This window comes from Mesorhizobium caraganae, from assembly GCF_016836705.1.
GTDB lineage: Bacteria > Pseudomonadota > Alphaproteobacteria > Rhizobiales > Rhizobiaceae > Mesorhizobium > Mesorhizobium caraganae.
This window is the reverse complement of record NZ_JAFCGY010000003.1, coordinates 257,136-276,038: the sequence shown is the minus strand read 5'-3', so window position 1 is coordinate 276,038 and position 18,903 is coordinate 257,136. Positions and strand designations below refer to the sequence as shown.

Genomic DNA, 18,903 nt, shown 5'->3' with positions numbered 1-18,903 from the left:
GATTACCGCTTTGCGATCGGCACGTAGTCGCGTTCTGGGGCGCCGGTATAGAGTTGGCGCGGGCGGCCGATCTTCTGGTGCGGATCCTCGATCATTTCCTTCCACTGCGCGATCCAGCCGACGGTGCGGGCGACCGCGAACAGCACGGTGAACATGGTGGTGGGGAAGCCCAGCGCCTTCAGCGTGATGCCGGAATAGAAGTCGACGTTCGGATAGAGCTTCTTCTCGATGAAGTAGGAATCGGTCAGCGCGATCTTTTCCAGCTCCATGGCGATGTCGAGCAGCGGATCGTCCTTGATGCCGAGCTCGCCCAGCACTTCATGCGCCGTCTTCTGCATGATTTTGGCGCGAGGATCGTAGTTCTTGTAGACGCGGTGGCCAAAGCCCATCAGCCGGAACGGATCGTTCTTGTCCTTGGCGCGGGCGATGAATTCCGGGATGTGGTCGACATGGCCGATCTCGCCCAGCATGTTGAGCGCGGCCTCGTTGGCGCCGCCATGCGCAGGGCCCCACAGGCACGCGATGCCGGCGGCGATGCAGGCGAACGGGTTGGCGCCCGACGAGCCGGCAAGACGCACCGTCGAGGTCGAGGCGTTCTGCTCGTGGTCGGCATGCAGGATGAAGATACGTTCCATGGCGCGCGCCAGCACCGGGTTGATCTTGTATTCCTCGCACGGCACGGCAAAGCACATATGCAGGAAGTTGGCGGCGAAGTTCAGCTCGTTCTTCGGGTAAATGAAGGGCTGGCCGATATGGTATTTGTAGGCCATGGCCGCGATCGTCGGCATCTTGGCGATCAGCCGCATCGAGGCGACCATGCGCTGATACGGGTCCGAAATGTCGGTGGAGTCGTGATAGAAGGCCGACAGCGCGCCGACCACGCCGCACATCACAGCCATTGGGTGCGCGTCGCGGCGGAAGCCGGTGAAGAAGCGCGACATCTGCTCATGCACCATGGTGTGGCGCGTCACCCGGTAGTCGAAATCGTCCTTCTGCGCCTTGGTCGGCAGTTCACCGTAGAGCAGCAGGTAGCAGACTTCGAGGAAGTCGCCATGCTCGGCCAGCTGGTCGATCGGATAGCCGCGGTGCAGCAGGATGCCGGCATCGCCGTCGATGAAGGTGATCGCCGACTCGCAGCTCGCCGTCGAGGTGAAGCCAGGGTCGTAGGTAAAGGCGCCGGTGGTATTGTAGAGCGCACCGATGTCGATGACGTCAGGCCCGACCGAGCCGCTTCGCACCTTGAATTCGTGCGTCTTGCCGGCCAGTTCGAGCGTGGCAGTCGACGGGTGCGTCGTCTTGCTGCCGGTTTCCAGTTTTGTCGCAGCTTCGCTCATTCTCAAACTCCTTCATGTTCCTCATGCCGGCAAGGCAATTCCTGCTAACGACACGTCGAAATCACCGGAATGCGCGAACTCGCCACCGCATTTTGGGAGGTGCGTGCCAGATTGGGCCAGGGCCTAATGTTGCACTGCGAAACGCGCCTTTCAATGCCAATCTTCTTGGGCCAGTTCGCTCCTAATCGATTTGATCCGCAATCCGGGCCAGGCTTTCGTCGCGGCCGAGCACGGCAAGCACGTCGAACACGCCGGGCGAGGTGCTGCGGCCGGTAAGGGCTGCCCTCAGCGGTTGGGCCACGGCGCCAAGCTTGTGGCCGCCGGCCGTCGCGTACTCGCGCACTGCGGCTTCCGCCGCAGCGGCCGTCCACTCGCCCGAAACCGTCTGCAATGCCGCATGGGCGCCACGCAGGATCGTGCGCGCATCGGCATTGAGCAGTGCGGCCGCCTTCTCGTCGATCGGCAGCGGCCGCTCGACGAACAGGAAGCCGGCGCCGTCGGCCAGCTCGACCAGTGTCTTGGCACGCTCCTTCAGGCCGGGCAGGGCGGCCAGCAGCTGCGCCTTCCTGGTGTCGTCGAGGCGGGCGGCCAGCGCCGGGCCGCCTTCGAGATAGGGAAGAGTGGCGACGAAGATGTCGAGCAGCGCCTTGTCATCCATCTTGCGCATGTGCACGCCGTTCAGCGCGTCGAGCTTGGCGAAGTCGAAGCGCGCCGCACCCTTGTTGACGTCGCCGATGTCGAACCAGGAGATCATGTCCTTGATCGACATCACCTCGTCGTCGCCATGGCTCCAGCCGAGGCGGGCGAGATAATTGAGCAGCGCCTCGGGCAGATAACCCAAGGCGCGGTAGGCCTCGACGCCGAGCGCGCCATGCCGCTTCGACAGCTTGGCGCCGTCGGCGCCATGGATCAGCGGGATGTGCGACATGGACGGCACCTCCCAGCCCATGGCCTTGTAGATCACCGTCTGGCGCGCGGCGTTGGTCAGATGGTCGTCGCCACGAATGATGTGGGTGACGCCCATGTCGTGGTCGTCGACGACGACGGCATGCATGTAGGTCGGGACACCATCCGAACGCAGGATGATGAAATCGTCGAGATCCTTGTTGGGGAAGCGCACCTCGCCCTGCACGCGGTCATGCACCACGGTCTCGCCCTCGGTCGGCGCCTTGATGCGGATGGCGCCTTTGACTCCGGCGGGCGCCTCGGAGGGGTCGCGGTCGCGCCACGCACCATTATAGCGCGGCGGCAGGCTCTTGGCGCGCGCCGCCTCGCGCATCGCCTCGAGCTCGGCAGGTGTCTCATAGGCGTAGTAGGCCTTGCCCAGGCGCACCAGCTCCTCGGCCACCTCGCGGTGGCGCGGCGCACGCTCGAACTGCGAGACGGCCCCGCCATCCCAGGACAGGCCGAGCCAGGTCAACCCATCGAGAATTGCCTGGGTTGCCGCTTCGGTGGAACGCTCGCGATCGGTGTCCTCGATGCGCAGCAGCATCGTGCCGTCGGTGTGCTTGGCATACAGCCAATTGAACAATGCGGTGCGCGCGCCACCGATATGCAGGTAGCCCGTGGGCGAGGGGGCAAAACGGGTGACCACCCTGTTGGACATGGCAATTTTGTTGGACATGGCAATTCTCGGGGCAAGGCTAGAAAGCGGGGGCGTGATCGCGCGGACTTTCGCGCTTTGCGCGTTCATGTAGCATAGGGGGTCTGGGGCGCAAGGGGCAGACCCGATGGCTGGACGTGGCCGGGGCGAGGATCAAGGCGAGGGCGCTGCGACAAGCGTCAACGAACGCTCCCTGTTTGCCGATAGTCCCTATGCCGAGCCGATGCTCGTCGCGCTGCCCGAGACGCGACCTGGCCTCCGGCCCTTGTCTCCGGATGACACTGCGTCGGTGCCGGTCGCCGTGCCTGGATCCTCCATCCGTTTGCGTAGGCTGCTGCGCCGTTCGACATGGCCAGCAATCCGTCGCAGCCTGGCCGTGGCCGCCGGCACCGAACTCGACCGCGGCGTCGCCTTCCTGCTTATGCCGGTTTTCCTGGCGGCCGGCGTCATCATTTATTTCTCGCTGGCCAGCGAGCCGGGCTTTGCCCAACCAATCGCGATTGTGCTGCTCATGGCCTGTTGCGCAGCCGTCGCGCGGTCCTGGCCGAAGACGCATCTCCTCTGCGTGGCCGCGATGCTGTGCGCGCTTGGGGTGGTCGCCGCCAAGGTCGAGACCTGGCGCGCCGGAACGCAAATGCTGGGCTCCGAGATCCAGACACGGCTGACCGGACGCGTCGTCAGCCTTGAGGAGATGGAAAACGGCCGCGTCAGGCTGTCGCTCGACATTATTTCCACCGCTCACCCCAAGCTGCGCTACGCGCCGGAGCGGGTCAGGCTCTCGGCGCGTGGGATTCCGGCCGATATGACCGCCGGCTCCCTCATCACCGGCTATGCCAGGCTGTTGCCGCCGACGGGTCCGGTGCGGCCGGAGAGCTACGATTTCTCCTTCGACAGCTATTTCGCCGGTATCGGCGGCAGCGGCTTCTTTCTCGGCAATCCAAAAACCATTGCTTCGCAGGGCCCGCCGCCGCTGACCGCACGGCTTTCTTCGGCGATCGAGAATGCGCGCGAAAACATCGCCGACCATATCAGGGGCAAAATCGGCGGCGCCGAAGGCGAGATTGCCGCGGCGCTCATTGTCGGCGTGCGCGCCGGCATTCCGGACGAGGTCAACGAGGCTATGCGGCGCACTGGCATCTACCACATCATCTCCATTTCCGGCCTGCACATGGCGCTGGTCGCCGGCACCATCATGGCATTGTTGCGCGGCGCCTTCGCGCTGTTTCCCGATTTCTCCTCGCGCCGGCCTGTCAAGAAATATGCCGCTGCCGCGGCGCTTGTTTCCATCGCCGCCTATCTCGTCATTTCAGGCATCGTGGTTGCCGCCGAGCGCAGCTTCATCATGCTGGCGGTCATGCTGGTCGCGGTGCTGTTTGATCGCGCAGCCCTGACCATGCGCAATCTGGCGATCTCGGCCATCGCCGTCATCCTGGTGTCGCCGCATGAGGTTGTCGGCCCGAGTTTCCAGATGTCGTTTGCGGCCACCGCCGCCCTTGTCGGCGCCTATGCCGGCTGGGCCGACTACCGCGCCGATAGAGTGAGAACGCCGCCTGCAAGGCGCTCTTTCGTCGGCTTCCTGTCGCGAAAATTCCTGCTGGCCATGGGCGGCCTCGCCATGACCTCGATCATTGCCGGAAGTGCCACCGCGCTGTTCGCCATCTGGCATTTCCAGCGCGTGTCGCCACTCAGCCTGCTCGCAAATCTGGCCGTGATGCCGATTGTGTCGTTGATCGTCATGCCCTTCGCCGTGCTCAGCGCGCTGGCCATGCCGTTCGGCGCCGATGGACCGTTCCTTTATGTGATGGGCAAGGGTCTGACGGCGATGATCGCCATCTCTGCCTGGATTTCCGAACGTTCGCCGGTCGATGCCGTCGGCCTGATCTCTATCCGCTCGGTGCTGCTGGTGGCGGTCGCCCTCGTCATCGCCACCATGGCCACCACCTGGCTGAGGCTGGTGGCCGTGCCTTTCGCGCTGGCCGGCCTGTTGACTGTGCCACAGGTGCGCACGCCCGATGTGCTTATCTCGGAGGATGCGCATCTGGTGGCATTGCCGATCGGCGGCGGCGAACTCGCGCTCAATCGCGAACGCTCCAACGAATTCACCACAGACAACTGGAAACGCGCGCTGAGGGCCGAAGCCATAATCCCGCCTGAGATTTTCGAGGCAACGGACACGCGGTTCGATCTAGACCCGCTCGACCTGCCGCCAGGCTCGCCCTTCTACTGCACAGGCAATCTCTGCATTGCCCGGCACCCGACCGGAGCCATCATCGCGCTGGCAAAAGACCGCAACACAGCGCGGCCAGCCTGCGCTTTCGCGAGCCTGATCGTCATCGACGACGCCACCGCCTACAATCCGTGCCGCGACCCGCTGGTGCTGGTCGTGACCAAGAAGCAACTTGCCCGCGATGGCAGTGCCGCCGTCTTCTTCGACCCACAATCGGCCGCGACAGCGCCAATGATCCGTTTCGCCGTCGACAAGCCCTATCGTCCCTGGCACGAGCAACGCCGCTTCTCACGCGAAGCGCGTGGAATGCCGCCTTACAAGCAGCCCGAAAAGTACAAACCCAAGCCGGCTCAGTAGCGCCGGATCAGGCCGACCAGCTTGCCCTGCACCTTGACCCTGTCCGGCCCGAAGATGCGGGTTTCGTAGGCCGGGTTGGCGGCTTCCAGCGCGATCGAGGCGCCCTTGCGGCGGAAGCGCTTCAACGTCGCTTCCTCCTCGTCGACCAGCGCCACCACGATCTCGCCGGGGCTCGCCGTATCGGCATTGCGGATGATGACCGTGTCGCCGTCGAAAATGCCGGCCTCGATCATCGAGTCACCCTTGACCTCGAGCGCGTAGTGTTCGCCGCCCATGATCATGTCGGGCGGCACCGAGATCGAATGCGTCTGGTGCTGGATGGCGTCGATCGGCACACCGGCGGCGATGCGGCCCATCACCGGGATCGACACCGCGGAAACGGCGTCGTCATTGCCGGCCGACATCGAACGAGACGAGGAGGCCGGCTTGATCTGGCGGCCGATACCGCCTTGCCCCTGACCGCCTTGACCGAGACTGCCCTGGATGACGCTTGGCGAGAACTTCTTCGCCGCATTGAGGCCGGGTGCGATCGAGTCGGGCAGCCGCAGCACTTCCAGCGCGCGCGCCCGGTTTGGCAGCCGGCGAATGAAGCCGCGCTCCTCAAGCGCCGTGATCAGGCGGTGAATGCCGGACTTGGACGCGAGGTCGAGCGCCTCCTTCATCTCGTCGAAAGACGGCGGGATTCCGCTCTCCTTCAGGCGTTCATGGATGAACATCAGAAGTTCATGTTGTTTGCGCGTCAGCATCGCGGCCCCCACGGGTTCTGAAACCAGAATCGGAAAAAACAAACCCAGAACAAACACTATCTGTTCCAGTTGTGTTCCGCAACCTTTTAAAGTTTAATGAATGTGTTGACGTTTTGTTCAGCGTAACATCAGGACGCTGCAGGCGGCACCCGCGGCGGCGGCCGGAGCGAAGGGCTCGCGCACGATCAAGCCGTTGGCGTCGGCCAGCATTCTCAGCATCGAGGAATCCTGGATGCCGAACGGCGTCGCCACCAATGCGCCGGTTTCTTCGCTCACCACGGCGCGCACATAGTCTTGCCTCAGATCATTGGCCGGCATCGCGGCGCCAAGCTGCGCCGGGCGGATGTCCTGCCGGTGCGTGCGGCCGCCGAGCTGCGCCAAAAGCGGCTTCAAAAACAGCTGCGAACAGACCAGGCTCGCCACCGGATTGCCGGGCAGGCCGATGCATCTAATGTCGCCGAGACGCCCGAACATCAGCGGCTTGCCCGGGCGCATGGCGAGCTTCCAGAAATCGAGCTTCATGCCTTCGCTGGTCAGTACATCGTGCACGAGGTCGTGGTCGCCGACCGAAGCGCCGCCGAGCGTGACGATGACGTCGGCTTTTGCCGCGACAGCCTTGCGCACCAGCGCCGCTATGTCGGCCTTGCGATCTGCCGCGATGCCGAGATCAAGCGCTTTGGCGCCGACAGACTGCGCGGCGGCCGCAACGCCGTAAGCGTTGGAAGAGATGATCTGATCCGGACCGGGGTCACGCCCCGGCGGCAGCAATTCGTCGCCGGTGGCGATGATCGCGACCAGAGGCCGGCGCACGACGTTGAGCATCGGATGATTGGCCGACGCCGCAAGCGACAATGCGGCCGGATCGAGCACGCGACCTTTTTGCAGGAGCAGGTCGCCTTGCGAGAAATCCAGTCCACGGCGGCGGATGTTACGGTCTTTTGCGGTCGGCTCGGTGACCTCGATATGGCCATTGCCAAGGTCGCGGACATTCTCCTGGATGACGATCGTGTCGGCACCTTCGGGCAGAGGCGCGCCGGTGAAAATGCGGACAGCCTCCGCCCTGCCGACCGAGCCGTCAAAGCCGCGTCCGGCCGGCGCCATGCCGATCACCGAAAGCCGCGCCGGGGCGGATGCCACATCCTGCGCCCTCGCGGCATAGCCGTCCATGGCGGACGCGTTGAAGGGCGGCTGAGTACGCAGCGCCACGACAGGTTCCGCCAGCACCCGGCCGGCCGCATCCGCCAGGGCGATGCTTTCACCCGGCAGCGCCGCAGCGCCTTCCAGCAGGCGCTCCAGCGCCTCGGCCACCGGAAGCAGCGCCATCAGGCGCCCGCCTTGTAGTCGCCGGACTTGCCGCCGGTCTTTTCCACCAGCCTTATGCCGGAAATCACCATGGCGCGATCGGCCGCCTTGGCCATGTCGTAAATAGTCAGGCATGCCACCGAGGCCGCGGTCAGCGCCTCCATTTCGACCCCGGTCTTGCCGGTGACGCGGGCGAGCGCGGTGACCCTGAGGCCGGGCAGCGCCGCGTCCGGCTCGATATCGACCGACACCTTGGTCAACAGCAGCGGATGGCAGAGCGGGATCAGCTCATGCGTCTTCTTGGCTGCCATGATGCCGGCGATGCGCGCTGTGCCCAGCACATCGCCCTTCTTGGCGTCGCCGTCGAGGATCATTTTCAGGGTTTCAGGCCGCATCGAGACAAAGCCCTCAGCGACTGCCGTGCGCGTCGTCTCCGCCTTGTCGCCGACATCGACCATGTTGGCCTCGCCCTTGGCGCCGAGGTGGGTGAGGGCGGCTGGCATCCTCAGACGGCCTCTGCCGGCGTCTTGCCCGTCAGAAGCAGGCGCGTTGCCGCCGCCACATCCTGTTGCCGCATCAGGCTCTCGCCGACAAGGAAGGTTTCGATGCCGACCTTTTGCATCCTGAGGCAATCGTCATGGGTGAAAATACCGCTCTCGCTGACCAGCAAGCGGCCGCCCGGCACCATGGACGCCAGCCGCTCGGAGGTTTCAAGACTGGTCTCGAACGTCCTCAGATTGCGGTTGTTGATGCCGATCAGCCGCGACGACAGCTTTAGCGCGCGCTCGGTCTCGGCTTCGTCATGCACCTCGATCAGCGCATCCATGCCGAGTTCGAATGCGGTCGCTTCCAATTCGCTCGCCAAGGCATCGTCGACGCTGGCCATGATGATCAGGATGGCGTCGGCGCCCCAGGCGCGCGCCTCGTAGACCTGGTAGGGATCGAACAGGAAATCCTTGCGCAGCGCGGGCAGCGACACCGCCTTGCGGGCGTTGGTTAGAAATTCCGGCGCGCCCTGGAAGGACGGCGCATCGGTCAGCACCGAAAGACAGGCGGCGCCGCCTTTTTCATAGGCCTGCGCCAGCGTCGGTGGGTCGAAATCGGCACGGATCAACCCTTTGGAAGGGCTCGCCTTCTTGATCTCGGCTATCAGGGCAAAGTTGCCCGATCTGCGCTTCGCCTCGAGCGCCGCGAGAAAGCCGCGCGGCGCGGCGGCATCCTTCGCCCGTGCCTTGATCTCGGCCAGCGGTATCAGCGCCTTTGCCGCCGCGATCTCGTCGCGCTTGTAGGCCTCGATCTTGCGCAGAATGTCAGCCACGGCTCTATCCGTTCGAAATCTCGACCAGCCTGTCGAGCACGCCTAGCGCCCGGCCGCTGTCGATGGCTTGTGCCGCCGCCGCCATGCCGTCGGCAAGCGTTGTTGCCTTGCCCGCCACCACCATGCCGGCGCCGGCATTCATCAGCACCGTGTCGCGATAGGCGCCGGCAGCGCCGCCCAGCATGTCGCGCAATGCCTGGGCGTTGTAGGCGGCGTCTCCGCCGCGCAACTCGTCCTTGGTGTGGCGCTGCAAACCGACTGCTTCCGGGGTCAGCGTAAAGTGGCGGATCTCGCCACCGGCCAGTTCGGCAACCTGCGTTTCGCCGGTGGTGGTGATCTCGTCATAGCCGTCGCCATGGACGACCCAGGCATGCTCTGTACCCAGCGCCTTCAATGTCTCGGCCACCGGCACGATCCATTCCGGCAGGAACACGCCGACCATCTGGCGGCTTACGCCGGCCGGATTGGACAGCGGTCCGAGCAGGTTGAAGATGGTGCGGGTGCCAAGCTCGACGCGCGTCGGGCCGACATGCTTCATCGCCGGATGATGCGCCGGCGCGAACATGAAGCCGACGCCCGCCTCATGGATGCAGCGGCCGATCGTCTCCGGCGGGATATCGATCTTGACGCCGAGCGCAACCAGCACGTCGGCGGCGCCCGTCAGCGACGACAGGCCGCGATTGCCATGCTTTGCCACCGGCACGCCGCAACCGGCGATGACGAAGGCCGAAGCCGTCGAGATGTTGACCGAATGGGAGTTGTCGCCGCCAGTGCCGACGATGTCGATGGCGCCTTTAGGCGCTTCGACGCGCAGCATCTTGGCGCGCATGGTGGCAACGGCGCCGGAGATCTCGCTCACCGTCTCGCCGCGCACGCGCAGCGCCATCAGGAAGCCGCCGATCTGGCCCGGCGTCGCGTCGCCCGACATGATGATGTCGAAGGCTTCGCGCGCTTCCTCGAAGGTAAGCGCGGTCCCGCTGGCGACCTTGGCGATATGGATCTTGAGGGCGCTCATGGGGCCAAAACGTTCATTGGGCTACGGCTTGGGCAACGGCGGCCTGGTCGATGCTGACGGCGTATTGCGTCTGCAATTGCGCCACCAACTGGTCGAGCAGATCGTCGGACATGCCTTGCGTGAAGGATTTCTGCGCGTCGTCCGGCACCGAACTGGCGTCGGCTCCGGCCGGCTCGAACACTTCGGCCACCTTGAACAGAATCTGGCCTTCGCCGGTGGGCGAGGGGATCAGCCCGGTGCCGCCTTCGCCGACGCCGAACATCGCTGTAGCGCCGTCCTTGCCGAAATCGACGTCGTCGGCCTCGCGCTTCACGCCGCGCTTGGTCTGCTTTTCGAGCTTCAGTTCGCCGGCGATGACATCGAGTGTGGTGCCGGCCTTGAGGCGTTTGTCGAGTTCGTCTGCCTTTGCGGTCAGCCGCTTGGTCGTTTCCTCGGTCGTCCAGTCGGCCACCACCCTCTGGCGGACCTCGTCGAGCGTGCGGTCGCGAGCCGGCGTGATCGATGTCAGCTCGTAGAACACGAAGCCATTGTTGGTCGTGGTCAGGGCTTCATTCTCGGTGTTGGGCTCAGCCTCGAACACCGCCTTGATCAGGTCAGGCGATGCCGGCAGGTCCTTGATGATGGTCCCGTCCGGCTTGAGGCCGGTGCGGTCGATGGCCTCGACGGTGACGTCCTTGAGCTTCAGTTTGGCGGCAGCTTCGGCGAGCGTGCTGCCGGCGGCGCGGGTGTCTTCGTAGTTGTCGTGCACGTCGAGCAGGATGCGGCTTGCTTCGCCCAGCGCCAGATCCTTGCGGATCTGGTCAGACACTTCGGCCAGCGGCTTCACCACTTCCGGCTTGATCTCGGTAACGCGCAAAAGCACCGGGCCGAACGTGCCCTGGACGACCGGGCTGATTTCGTTGACGGCAAGCGCGAATGCGGCATCGGCGACCGCCTTGTCGCTGATCTTGTCCTTGGAGAGCGTGCCAAGCAGCGTATCGGCCTGGGTCTTTCCTTGCGCGGTGACGATCTTGTCGAAGGTGGCGCCCGTCTTCAGCGAATCGGACGCGGCCTTGGCGGCGTCCAGCGTCGGAAACACCAGCTGTTCGATGGTGCGCATTTCCGGCGTGGTGTAGCGCCCCTTGTTCTTGTTGTAGTCGTCGCTGACCTGCTGGTCGGTCACGGCGCTGATATCCATGATGTCTTCAGGCTCGAGCCGGACATAGGAGAATTTGCGGTATTCCGGCGCCGCGTAGGTTTTCTTGTTGGTCTCGAAATAGGCCTGAAGCACGCTGTCGGATGGTGCCTGGATCGGCTCGACCAGCGCCTTCGGCAAGGTCAAATAGTCGATGGTGCGGTCTTCGCCGCGATAGAGCGCGACCGCCTTGAAGAAGGTGTCCGGAGCCTTGAGGCCGTCCGAAACCGCCTCGACGATCTGCTGGCGCACCGCCACCTGAGCCCGGTTCTTCAGATAGTCCTCCGGCCGCATGCCGAGTTCGCGCAGCCGGGACTCGAACAGCCGGCGGTCGAACTGGCCATTCGGGCCCTGGAAGGCAGGTTCCTGGCGCGTCAGTTCGGCCAGCCTGTCCTTGGAGAAGCCAAGTCCGAGCTTGCGCGCCTGTTCGTCGAGGACGGCGCCCGACACAAGCTGCGCCAGCACCTGGTTGTCGATGCCATAGGCCTTGGCCTGCTCGCGGCTGATGCGCTGGCCGATCTGCTGCTGCAGCATGTTGATCTGGCGATCGTAGGCGAGGCGGTATTCGGTGATCGATACGGTGGTGCTGCCGGCGGTTATGACCGCGTGATGGCCGGCCAGGAAGCCGCCCGCCAAGCGGGTGGTAACGCCCCAGGCGGCAAAGCTCGCCACCAGCAGTAACAGCAGGGTCTTCGCGACCCAGGTCCCCGCCGCGCTTCTCAATATACCAAGCATTGTTACTTCCGATTTTTCCGCACTTTCGTGTGCGCCCGAGTCTGAAACAAGCGCAATAGCGCCCTTCCGGCTCACTGTCGATTGCTTTGTGGCCTGATTTTGGTAGGGAGGGCGAGACCCCAATGTCGCCCGGAGAACCAGATCCCATGACGCCAGGAATTCGACCGCTCGTTGCCGGCAACTGGAAAATGAACGGCACCAGCGCCTCGCTGAGCGAGCTCAGGATGATCGGCAACGGCTTTATGAGCGGGCTCGATGCCGAGACCGAAGCATTGGTCTGCGTGCCGGCGACCTTGCTGTCGCGCGCGGCCGAAATCCTGTCGCGCACGCCGGTGCGGGCCGGTGGCGAAGATTGCCACATCAAGGAAAGCGGCGCCTTCACCGGCTGTGTCTCGGCCGAGATGCTGAAGGATGCCGGCGCCAGCCACGTCATCGTCGGCCACTCCGAGTGCCGGGAACAGCGTGGCGAGGACGATGCGACTGTCCAGGCGAAGGCGTCTGCCGCATGGCGCGCCGGGCTTGTGGCCATTATCTGCATCGGCGAGACCAAGGCCGAGCGCGAAGCGGGCGCCACGCTCGACGTGCTGTCGCGCCAGGTCGCCGGCTCGGTGCCGCCCAGCGCGACGGCCGCCAACACCGTCATCGCCTACGAACCGGTATGGGCGATCGGCACCGGCCTGACGCCGACCGCCGACGACGTGGCCGAGGCGCATGCGCATATCCGCGAAAAATTGTCGGAGGGACTCGGGGCCTCAGCGGCCGGCAAGATCCGCATCCTCTATGGCGGCTCGGTCAAGCCGTCCAATGCGGTCGAACTGCTCGGCGTCAAAAACGTCGACGGCGCGCTCGTCGGCGGCGCAAGCCTGAAGGCGGCGGATTTTCTCGCCATCGCCGAAGCCTACCAGAATATCGCGTAGGCTCGGCCGCTCCCTCGCCGACTTGTGAAACGCCGCGCCGCGGCCGAAATCGTTGCAAAGGGCGCATTGCTTCCCATATTCCGGCCACGGGCTTGGAAATGCCATTAAAGCATTGTATGGAGCCGCCTCCAAATCACCGGCCCTGATCGCCAGGGAGCGGCAGGGCTTGCCAGGATAAAATATGGAAACCGTACTGATCGTCATCCACCTCATGGTCGTGCTCGCCCTTGTCGGCGTGGTGCTGCTGCAGCGCTCCGAAGGCGGTGGTCTCGGCATTGGCGGCGGTTCCGGTTTCATGACCGCGCGCGGTGCGGCCAATGCACTGACGCGGGCGACGGCGATCCTGGCCGCGGCTTTCTTCGTCACGTCGCTGACACTCTCGATCGTTGCCCGCTATGGCGAAAAGCCGATCGACATTCTCGACCGCGTGCCGGCCGACAGCGGCAACGGCGTGCTCAACCAACTGCCCGGCACGACGCCGCCGGCGCCACCTGCCGGCACCACCGCACCGCCTGCGCCTTCGGGCAATGGCGCCGCCACGACGCCGCTGGCGACCGCTCCTGCCACAGCCCCGGCTCCGGCTCCGGCTCCAGCTCCGGCGACGCCGCCTGCGACCGATTCGGCCACGCCGCCGGCTGCCAATGGCGTTACCTTGCCGGTCACGCCACAGGTCCCGAACCAATAGTCGGATAGGGTACATGCCGCGATCTGTTGTTGTTTCAACACAGTCGCGGCAAATGGCACTTGATCACGAAGATTCGACCATGCGTTCCGCTTGAGGCCGCTCCGGCACTTCGATTATAGATTGCGCGCGGCACTTTCTGCGCCCTTGGGGGGCGCCGGGCGACGCCGTGGGCAACAAGCATTGAACGATCGGATCTTCGCTATGCAGCTTCGCAGCTTCATTTTCATGGGGTTTTGTGCCGTATTCGGCATGAGCTCCGCGGCCTTCGCCGGAACTCCGGCAATGACCTCACCGCAGGCGGGTGGCAAAACCGCTGTCATCAACGTCGCCGCCAAGAGCGATGCGGCACAGCTGAAGCTTCTCAAGAAGAAGAAAAACCCGAGCTCGGATGATCTGGCTCAGATCAGCAAGCTCGAAGATAAGATCGCGGCCGACAAGGCGGCAGCCGGCGCCAAGGCGCTCGAGGCCCGCAAGCTGGCCATGCGCGAGGCGGCGAAAGCCAAGGCCGACGCCCAGCGCCAGGCCTTCCTGGCCAGCAAGGGCAAGCCGGTCGTGGTCGCCGACGCCAAGCCGGCCAAGAAGGCCACCAAGATCATCTCGCCAGTTGACCCGATTGCGCCGCTCGCGCCGATCGAGTCGGCCGAACCACTCCCGGCCGAAGCGATGAACGTCGCGCTGACCGGCAACAATGGCGAATTGCGCAGCGAGGCCCCGGGCCAGAAGCCGAGGAGCGGGGGGCTCTTCGCCGGCCTGTTCGGTGGCACATCGTCTGCCTCCTCGATTGCCTATCTTCCCGAGACGCGGGCACTCGATCAGGCGCTCGCCAAGCGCGAAGCCAAGAAGCAGTTCAAGGTGAAGCCGGAATTCGTGCCGCAGGACGTCGAATTCACCGGTTATGAGCCGGGAACCATCGTCATCGATACCAGCGCACGCCGTCTCTACCTCGTCGAATCGGCTTTCACCGCCCGCCGCTATGCCATTGCGGTCGGCCGCGAAGGCCTGCAATTCAAGGGTACGGTTGCGGTTGGCGACAAGCAGGAATGGCCGCGCTGGATCCCGACGCTGGACATGCAGAAGCGCGAGCCCAAGCACTATGGCCAGTACAAGGACGGCATGCCCGGCGGCGGTCAGAACCCGCTCGGCGCCCGCGCCATCTATCTCTATGACGGCAAGAAGGACACGCATCTGCGTATCCACGGCACCATCGCGCCGCAGTCGATCGGAACCAGCGCCTCCAATGGCTGCTTCCGGATGATCAACGAGCACGTCATGGACCTCTACAGCCGCGTCCGGGTCGGCACCAAGGTCGTCATCATCTGACATTCTTTCAATTCTGCCGAAAGGGCCGGCTTCTGCCGGCCCTTTTGTTTTGACCAAGAACTACAGTCTCGAACCTCGGGACTATCGCGCCTTCTCTGGAAAAAGCCTCAGCGGCGGTTTTTTCTCTGGCGGAATCAATTCGGCCGCGTTAAGCGATGACTCCCATGGCGCGATATGTATTCATCACAGGCGGCGTGGTTTCCTCACTTGGAAAAGGCATTGCCGCAGCGGCCCTTGGGGCTCTCTTGCAGGCGCGAGGCTATCGCGCACGCATCAAAAAGCTCGATCCCTATCTCAATGTCGATCCCGGCACGATGTCGCCTTACCAGCATGGCGAGGTCTTCGTCACCGATGACGGTGCCGAGACCGATCTCGATCTTGGCCATTACGAGCGTTTCACCGGCCGTTCGGCCAACCAGCAGGACAACATCACCACCGGCCGCATATACAAGAACATCATCGAGCGTGAGCGGCGCGGTGACTATCTCGGCGCGACCGTCCAGGTCATTCCGCACGTCACCGACGAGATCAAGCATTTCGTCCTCGACGGCAATGACGACTACGATTTCGTGCTGTGCGAGATCGGCGGCACGGTCGGCGACATCGAGGCGATGCCTTTCCTGGAGGCGATCCGCCAGCTCGGCAACGACCTGCCGCGCAACAACGCCGTCTATGTCCATCTGACCTTGATGCCCTACATTCCGACGGCCGGCGAACTGAAGACCAAGCCGACCCAGCATTCGGTCAAGGAACTGCGCGGCATCGGCATTGCGCCCGACATCCTGCTGGTCCGCGCCGACCGCGCCATCCCCAAGGAAGAGCGCAGAAAGCTGTCGCTGTTCTGCAATGTCCGGGAAAGCGCCGTCATTCAGGCGCTCGACGTGCCCCACATCTATGACGTGCCGATGGCCTATCACAAGGAAGGGCTCGATTCGGAAGTGCTGGCCGCCTTCGGCATCGACCCGGCGCCCAAACCGCGCATGGAGCCCTGGCAGGCGGTGTCCAACCGAATCCACAATCCGGAAGGCGAGGTCACCATTGCCGTCGTCGGCAAATATACCGGCCTCAAGGACGCCTACAAATCGCTGATCGAGGCGCTGTCGCATGGCGGCATGGCCAACCGCGTCAAGGTCAAGCTCGACTGGATCGAAAGCGAGATCTTCGAAAAGGAAGACCCGACGCCGTGGCTGGAAAAGGTGCATGGCATCCTGGTCCCCGGTGGCTTCGGCGAGCGCGGCTCGGAAGGCAAGATCCTGGCGGCGAAATTCGCCCGTGAGCGCAAGGTGCCGTATTTCGGCATCTGCTTCGGCATGCAGATGGCCTGCATCGAGGCGGCGCGGTCGCTGGCCGGCGTCGAGCATGCCTCGTCGACCGAATTCGGCCCGACCGACGAGCCGGTGGTCGGCCTGATGACCGAATGGCTGAAAGGCAACATGCTGGAAAAGCGCCGCGAGACCGGCGATCTCGGCGGCACCATGCGGCTCGGCGCCTATCAGGCCGAGCTCACCAAGGGTTCGAAGATCGCCGAGATCTACGGTGACACCCAGATTTCCGAGCGCCACCGCCATCGCTACGAGGTCAATGTCGACTACAAGGAGCGGCTGGAGGATTGCGGCCTGGTGTTTGCCGGCATGTCGCCCGACGGCGTGCTGCCGGAAACGGTCGAATACCCCGACCATCCCTGGTTCATCGGCGTCCAGTATCACCCGGAACTGAAGAGCCGGCCGCTTGAGCCGCATCCGCTGTTTGCCAGCTTCATCTCGGCTGCGGTGGACCAGTCGCGGCTGGTCTAGCTGCCTGCGGGTTTAGCAGCTGATGCAAACCTATGTCGCGCTGCTCTACAGCATCATCCTCGGCGAAGGCCGCCGGGTCGTCATGTCCGACCTCAAGACGATGGCCGAAGGCCTCGGACTGAAGAATCCTCGCACACTGGTAGCGACCGGCAATCTGGTCTTCGAGGCGCGCGCGGCGGATATCACCAGGCTGGAACAGCGGCTCGAAACGGCTTTCGAAAAAACCTTCGGCCGCCATGTCGTCATCATCGTGCGCACTGCCGAGGACTGGCTGAAGCTCGCCGCCGGCAATCCGTTTCCGACCGAGTCGGCTGAAACTGGCGATCAGGTGGCGGTGCGGGTGATGCGCAAGCCCGCGCCCATGGACGGTGTAGCAGCGCTCCAGGCCTATGCCGCCGAGGACGAGAAGGTGGCTTCGGTCGACGGCGACATCTGGGTCGTCTTTTCGCGCGAGCGGCCAAGCTCGCGCCTGCTTGCGGCGATGAACCACAAGCGCATGGGCATCGGCACCGCACGCAACTGGAACACGGTGCGTAGGTTGGCTGAGATGGTGGGAAGAATAAGCAGTAGGGCAGTAGGGCAGTAGGGCAGTAGGGCAGTAGGGCAGTAGGGCAGTAGGGCAGTAGGGCAGTAGGGCAGTAGGGCAGTAGGGCAGTAGGGCAGTAGGGCAGTAGGGCTCCTATTCCCCTACTCCCTTACTGCCCTACTGCCTTATTCCCTCCATTTCATGCCTTCGCCGTCTTCGCTCCAGCACCCAGTGCCATCGTGCGCAGCACGTAGTAGATGGCGCCGGCAATCGCCACGCCGAAGAACCAGCCATAGACGCCCCACCAGGCCGGCAGCCAGCTGGTGAAGTTGGGCAGGATCGACGAGAAGATGGCGCCGATGCCGGCGGCGATAAAGGCACTGACGTGCCAGCCGCCCTGGAAGCGGAACTCGCCGTCCTCGCGGTAGAGCGCCTCGACGTCGACCTCGCCTTTGCGGATCAGATAGTAGTCGACCATCATCACCCCGAAGATCGGGCCCATCGTCGCGCCGATGATGTTGACGAAGGAGGCGGCACTGCCTTCCCACGGCGCGAAGGGGTAGAGCACCAGCGCAATCAAGGCTGCGATGTAGCCGCCCTTCTTGAAGTCGATCTGCCGGGGAAAGACGTTGGAGAAGTCGAAGGCTGGGGAGACGAAGTTCGCCACCACATTGATGCCGAGCGTCGCCACCGCGAAGGTCAGTGCGGCAAGTGCGGCCAGGAACCAGCTGTCGAACTTGGCCGAGATCTGGTCGGGGTGCAGCAGCACTTCGTGATAGACGTCATAGGCGGCAATGGTGGTGACGCCGGCAACCAGCGAGAACAGGATCAAATTGACCGGCAGGCCCCAGATGTTGCCCTTGCGCAGCGATGCCTTGTCTGGCGCATAGCGGGCGAAATCGCAGAAATTGAGATAGAGCGCCGAGAAATAGGTGACCCAGATCGCCGCCACCGCAAACAGCGACGTCCAGGAGCCAGGAGTGCCTGGTACGCCCGCATCCTTGGTCTTGTCGAGCAGAACATCCATCGGGATATCGCTGGTGAACGCAAATCTCCCGGATTTGACACACAGATAGATCGCCAGGATCAACATCATCACCCACACTGCCGGGCCGGCCCAATCCTGGAAGCGGCGCACCGTCTCCATGCCATTTTGGATGATCAGCAATTGCAGTGCCCAGATGACCACAAAACAGATCACTTCCAGGCCGGTATGGCCGAGGAAATGCGTGTTGGCGTTGAAATCGGCGAACCATTGCGAGCGGATCAAGAGCGCCACGATGGCGCCGGAAGCGGCGGCAGTCTGCGCGCCGTACCAGAAGCAGGCGACGATGGCGCGCACCAGCGCCGGAATGTTGGCGCCCCAGATGCCGAACGAGGCGCGGGCCAGCACGGGGTAGGGCACGCCGGTCTTCACGCCGGCATAGCCGACCATGTTCATCAGCGCGTAGATGATCAGCGAACCGATGCCGATGGCGATGATGAAATTGACGAAGCCGCCGCAAAACAAGAACAGGCTGGCAGCGAGATAATAGCCCCAAAGGCTGTGGACGTCCGACGTCCACACGTTGAAGATCGAAAATGGCCCCCAGTTCCGCACCTTCGCCGGAGCGAGATCCTCATTGTAAAGGCCAGGCGATGCGCCTTGTATTGTCACTGCGATGTCCTCCCCTTGCTAGCCGAACGCGCCTCCACGCGGTGCCACGCAGGTTAAGCCTGACGCAAGGGAACCGGCAAGCAATCCATTTGCCGGCTTTGGCCTTAAAGATATTCAACGAGAATCGCGCTTATCGATCGGCGTTTGTCGGAGACGGGGCGCAACCGCAGTGGGTTTGATTCGATCCGCTGGCG

15 protein-coding genes are annotated in these 18,903 nt (G+C 63.9%); 6 read left to right on the top strand and 9 right to left on the bottom strand.

Going from position 1 to position 18,903, the window contains the following annotated elements:
• Positions 1-2: 2 nt before the first annotated feature.
• Together gltA and gltX are read right to left on the bottom strand one after the other, a co-directional pair.
• A complete protein-coding gene (gene gltA / locus JQK88_RS11255) occupies positions 3-1,334 on the bottom strand; it encodes a citrate synthase (protein ID WP_142865733.1) in 1,332 nt (443 codons plus the stop codon).
• Positions 1,335-1,515: 181 nt separating this feature from the next.
• The gene (gene gltX, locus JQK88_RS11250) at positions 1,516-2,940 is read right to left on the bottom strand and encodes a glutamate--tRNA ligase (protein WP_203278395.1); all 1,425 of its coding nucleotides are present in this window, start codon (positions 2,938-2,940) and stop codon (positions 1,516-1,518) included.
• Between the two features lie 124 nt (positions 2,941-3,064).
• Here gltX and JQK88_RS11245 point away from each other — a divergent pair, with 124 nt between their 5' ends.
• The gene (locus JQK88_RS11245) at positions 3,065-5,521 is read left to right on the top strand and encodes a ComEC/Rec2 family competence protein (protein WP_203278336.1); all 2,457 of its coding nucleotides are present in this window, start codon (positions 3,065-3,067) and stop codon (positions 5,519-5,521) included.
• On the opposite strand, the gene lexA is transcribed toward JQK88_RS11245, so the two are convergent.
• The 6 genes from lexA to JQK88_RS11215 all read right to left on the bottom strand — a co-directional run bounded on the left by lexA (position 5,515) and on the right by JQK88_RS11215 (position 11,811).
• Entirely contained in the window at positions 5,515-6,267 is a 753-nt protein-coding gene (lexA, locus tag JQK88_RS11240; RefSeq protein WP_192253888.1) for a transcriptional repressor LexA, read from the bottom strand. The two genes, JQK88_RS11245 and lexA, sit on opposite strands and share 7 nt — an antisense overlap.
• Before the next feature lie 117 nt (positions 6,268-6,384).
• A complete protein-coding gene (locus tag JQK88_RS11235) occupies positions 6,385-7,590 on the bottom strand; it encodes a molybdopterin molybdotransferase MoeA (protein ID WP_203278335.1) in 1,206 nt (401 codons plus the stop codon).
• A complete protein-coding gene (gene moaC / locus JQK88_RS11230) occupies positions 7,590-8,072 on the bottom strand; it encodes a cyclic pyranopterin monophosphate synthase MoaC (protein ID WP_192253893.1) in 483 nt (160 codons plus the stop codon). The genes JQK88_RS11235 and moaC overlap by 1 nt, the downstream gene beginning before the upstream one ends.
• Before the next feature lie 2 nt (positions 8,073-8,074).
• On the bottom strand, positions 8,075-8,887 hold the full coding sequence (gene trpC, locus JQK88_RS11225; RefSeq protein ID WP_203278334.1) for an indole-3-glycerol phosphate synthase TrpC: 813 nt from the start codon (positions 8,885-8,887) through the stop codon (positions 8,075-8,077).
• A 4-nt stretch (positions 8,888-8,891) separates the two neighbouring features.
• The gene (gene trpD / locus JQK88_RS11220; protein WP_203278333.1) at positions 8,892-9,902 is read right to left on the bottom strand and encodes an anthranilate phosphoribosyltransferase; all 1,011 of its coding nucleotides are present in this window, start codon (positions 9,900-9,902) and stop codon (positions 8,892-8,894) included.
• A gap of 13 nt (positions 9,903-9,915) precedes the next feature.
• Complete coding sequence (locus JQK88_RS11215) at positions 9,916-11,811, bottom strand: peptidyl-prolyl cis-trans isomerase (protein WP_203278332.1); 1,896 nt, start codon at positions 11,809-11,811, stop codon at positions 9,916-9,918.
• Between the two features lie 146 nt (positions 11,812-11,957).
• Here JQK88_RS11215 and tpiA point away from each other — a divergent pair, with 146 nt between their 5' ends.
• The 5 genes from tpiA to JQK88_RS11190 all read left to right on the top strand — a co-directional run bounded on the left by tpiA (position 11,958) and on the right by JQK88_RS11190 (position 17,112).
• Positions 11,958-12,728 carry a triose-phosphate isomerase gene (tpiA, locus tag JQK88_RS11210; RefSeq protein ID WP_203278331.1) on the top strand — a complete coding sequence of 257 codons (771 nt, stop codon included), beginning with the start codon at positions 11,958-11,960 and terminating at the stop codon, positions 12,726-12,728.
• A gap of 181 nt (positions 12,729-12,909) precedes the next feature.
• Positions 12,910-13,413, top strand: a complete 504-nt coding sequence (secG, locus tag JQK88_RS11205) for a preprotein translocase subunit SecG (protein WP_203278330.1) — start codon at positions 12,910-12,912, stop codon at positions 13,411-13,413.
• Positions 13,414-13,614: 201 nt separating this feature from the next.
• Entirely contained in the window at positions 13,615-14,733 is a 1,119-nt protein-coding gene (locus JQK88_RS11200; protein WP_203278329.1) for a L,D-transpeptidase, read from the top strand.
• 155 nt (positions 14,734-14,888) lie between these two features.
• The gene (pyrG, locus tag JQK88_RS11195) at positions 14,889-16,526 is read left to right on the top strand and encodes a CTP synthase (protein WP_112561656.1); all 1,638 of its coding nucleotides are present in this window, start codon (positions 14,889-14,891) and stop codon (positions 16,524-16,526) included.
• Positions 16,527-16,548: 22 nt separating this feature from the next.
• Positions 16,549-17,112: a DUF1697 domain-containing protein gene (locus JQK88_RS11190; RefSeq protein ID WP_203278328.1), complete on the top strand. Its 564-nt coding sequence runs from the start codon at positions 16,549-16,551 to the stop codon at positions 17,110-17,112.
• A gap of 139 nt (positions 17,113-17,251) precedes the next feature.
• Here the strand turns inward: JQK88_RS11190 and JQK88_RS11185 are convergent, their stop codons facing one another.
• Positions 17,252-18,709: an NCS1 family nucleobase:cation symporter-1 gene (locus JQK88_RS11185; protein ID WP_192253919.1), complete on the bottom strand. Its 1,458-nt coding sequence runs from the start codon at positions 18,707-18,709 to the stop codon at positions 17,252-17,254.
• Positions 18,710-18,903 lie beyond the last annotated feature (194 nt).

Coding starts and splice junctions, on each gene's coding strand:
- moaC (WP_192253893.1), bottom strand. CDS start 8,072: ATGCCAGCCGCCCTCACCCACCTCGGCGCCAAGGGCGAGGCCAACATG.
- secG (WP_203278330.1), top strand. CDS start 12,910: ATGGAAACCGTACTGATCGTCATCCACCTCATGGTCGTGCTCGCCCTT.
- JQK88_RS11200 (WP_203278329.1), top strand. CDS start 13,615: ATGCAGCTTCGCAGCTTCATTTTCATGGGGTTTTGTGCCGTATTCGGC.
- pyrG (WP_112561656.1), top strand. CDS start 14,889: ATGACTCCCATGGCGCGATATGTATTCATCACAGGCGGCGTGGTTTCC.
- JQK88_RS11235 (WP_203278335.1), bottom strand. CDS start 7,590: ATGGCGCTGCTTCCGGTGGCCGAGGCGCTGGAGCGCCTGCTGGAAGGC.
- gltX (WP_203278395.1), bottom strand. CDS start 2,940: ATGTCCAACAGGGTGGTCACCCGTTTTGCCCCCTCGCCCACGGGCTAC.
- JQK88_RS11190 (WP_203278328.1), top strand. CDS start 16,549: ATGCAAACCTATGTCGCGCTGCTCTACAGCATCATCCTCGGCGAAGGC.
- tpiA (WP_203278331.1), top strand. CDS start 11,958: ATGACGCCAGGAATTCGACCGCTCGTTGCCGGCAACTGGAAAATGAAC.
- trpD (WP_203278333.1), bottom strand. CDS start 9,902: ATGAGCGCCCTCAAGATCCATATCGCCAAGGTCGCCAGCGGGACCGCG.
- gltA (WP_142865733.1), bottom strand. CDS start 1,334: ATGAGCGAAGCTGCGACAAAACTGGAAACCGGCAGCAAGACGACGCAC.
- JQK88_RS11215 (WP_203278332.1), bottom strand. CDS start 11,811: ATGCTTGGTATATTGAGAAGCGCGGCGGGGACCTGGGTCGCGAAGACC.
- lexA (WP_192253888.1), bottom strand. CDS start 6,267: ATGCTGACGCGCAAACAACATGAACTTCTGATGTTCATCCATGAACGC.
- JQK88_RS11245 (WP_203278336.1), top strand. CDS start 3,065: ATGGCTGGACGTGGCCGGGGCGAGGATCAAGGCGAGGGCGCTGCGACA.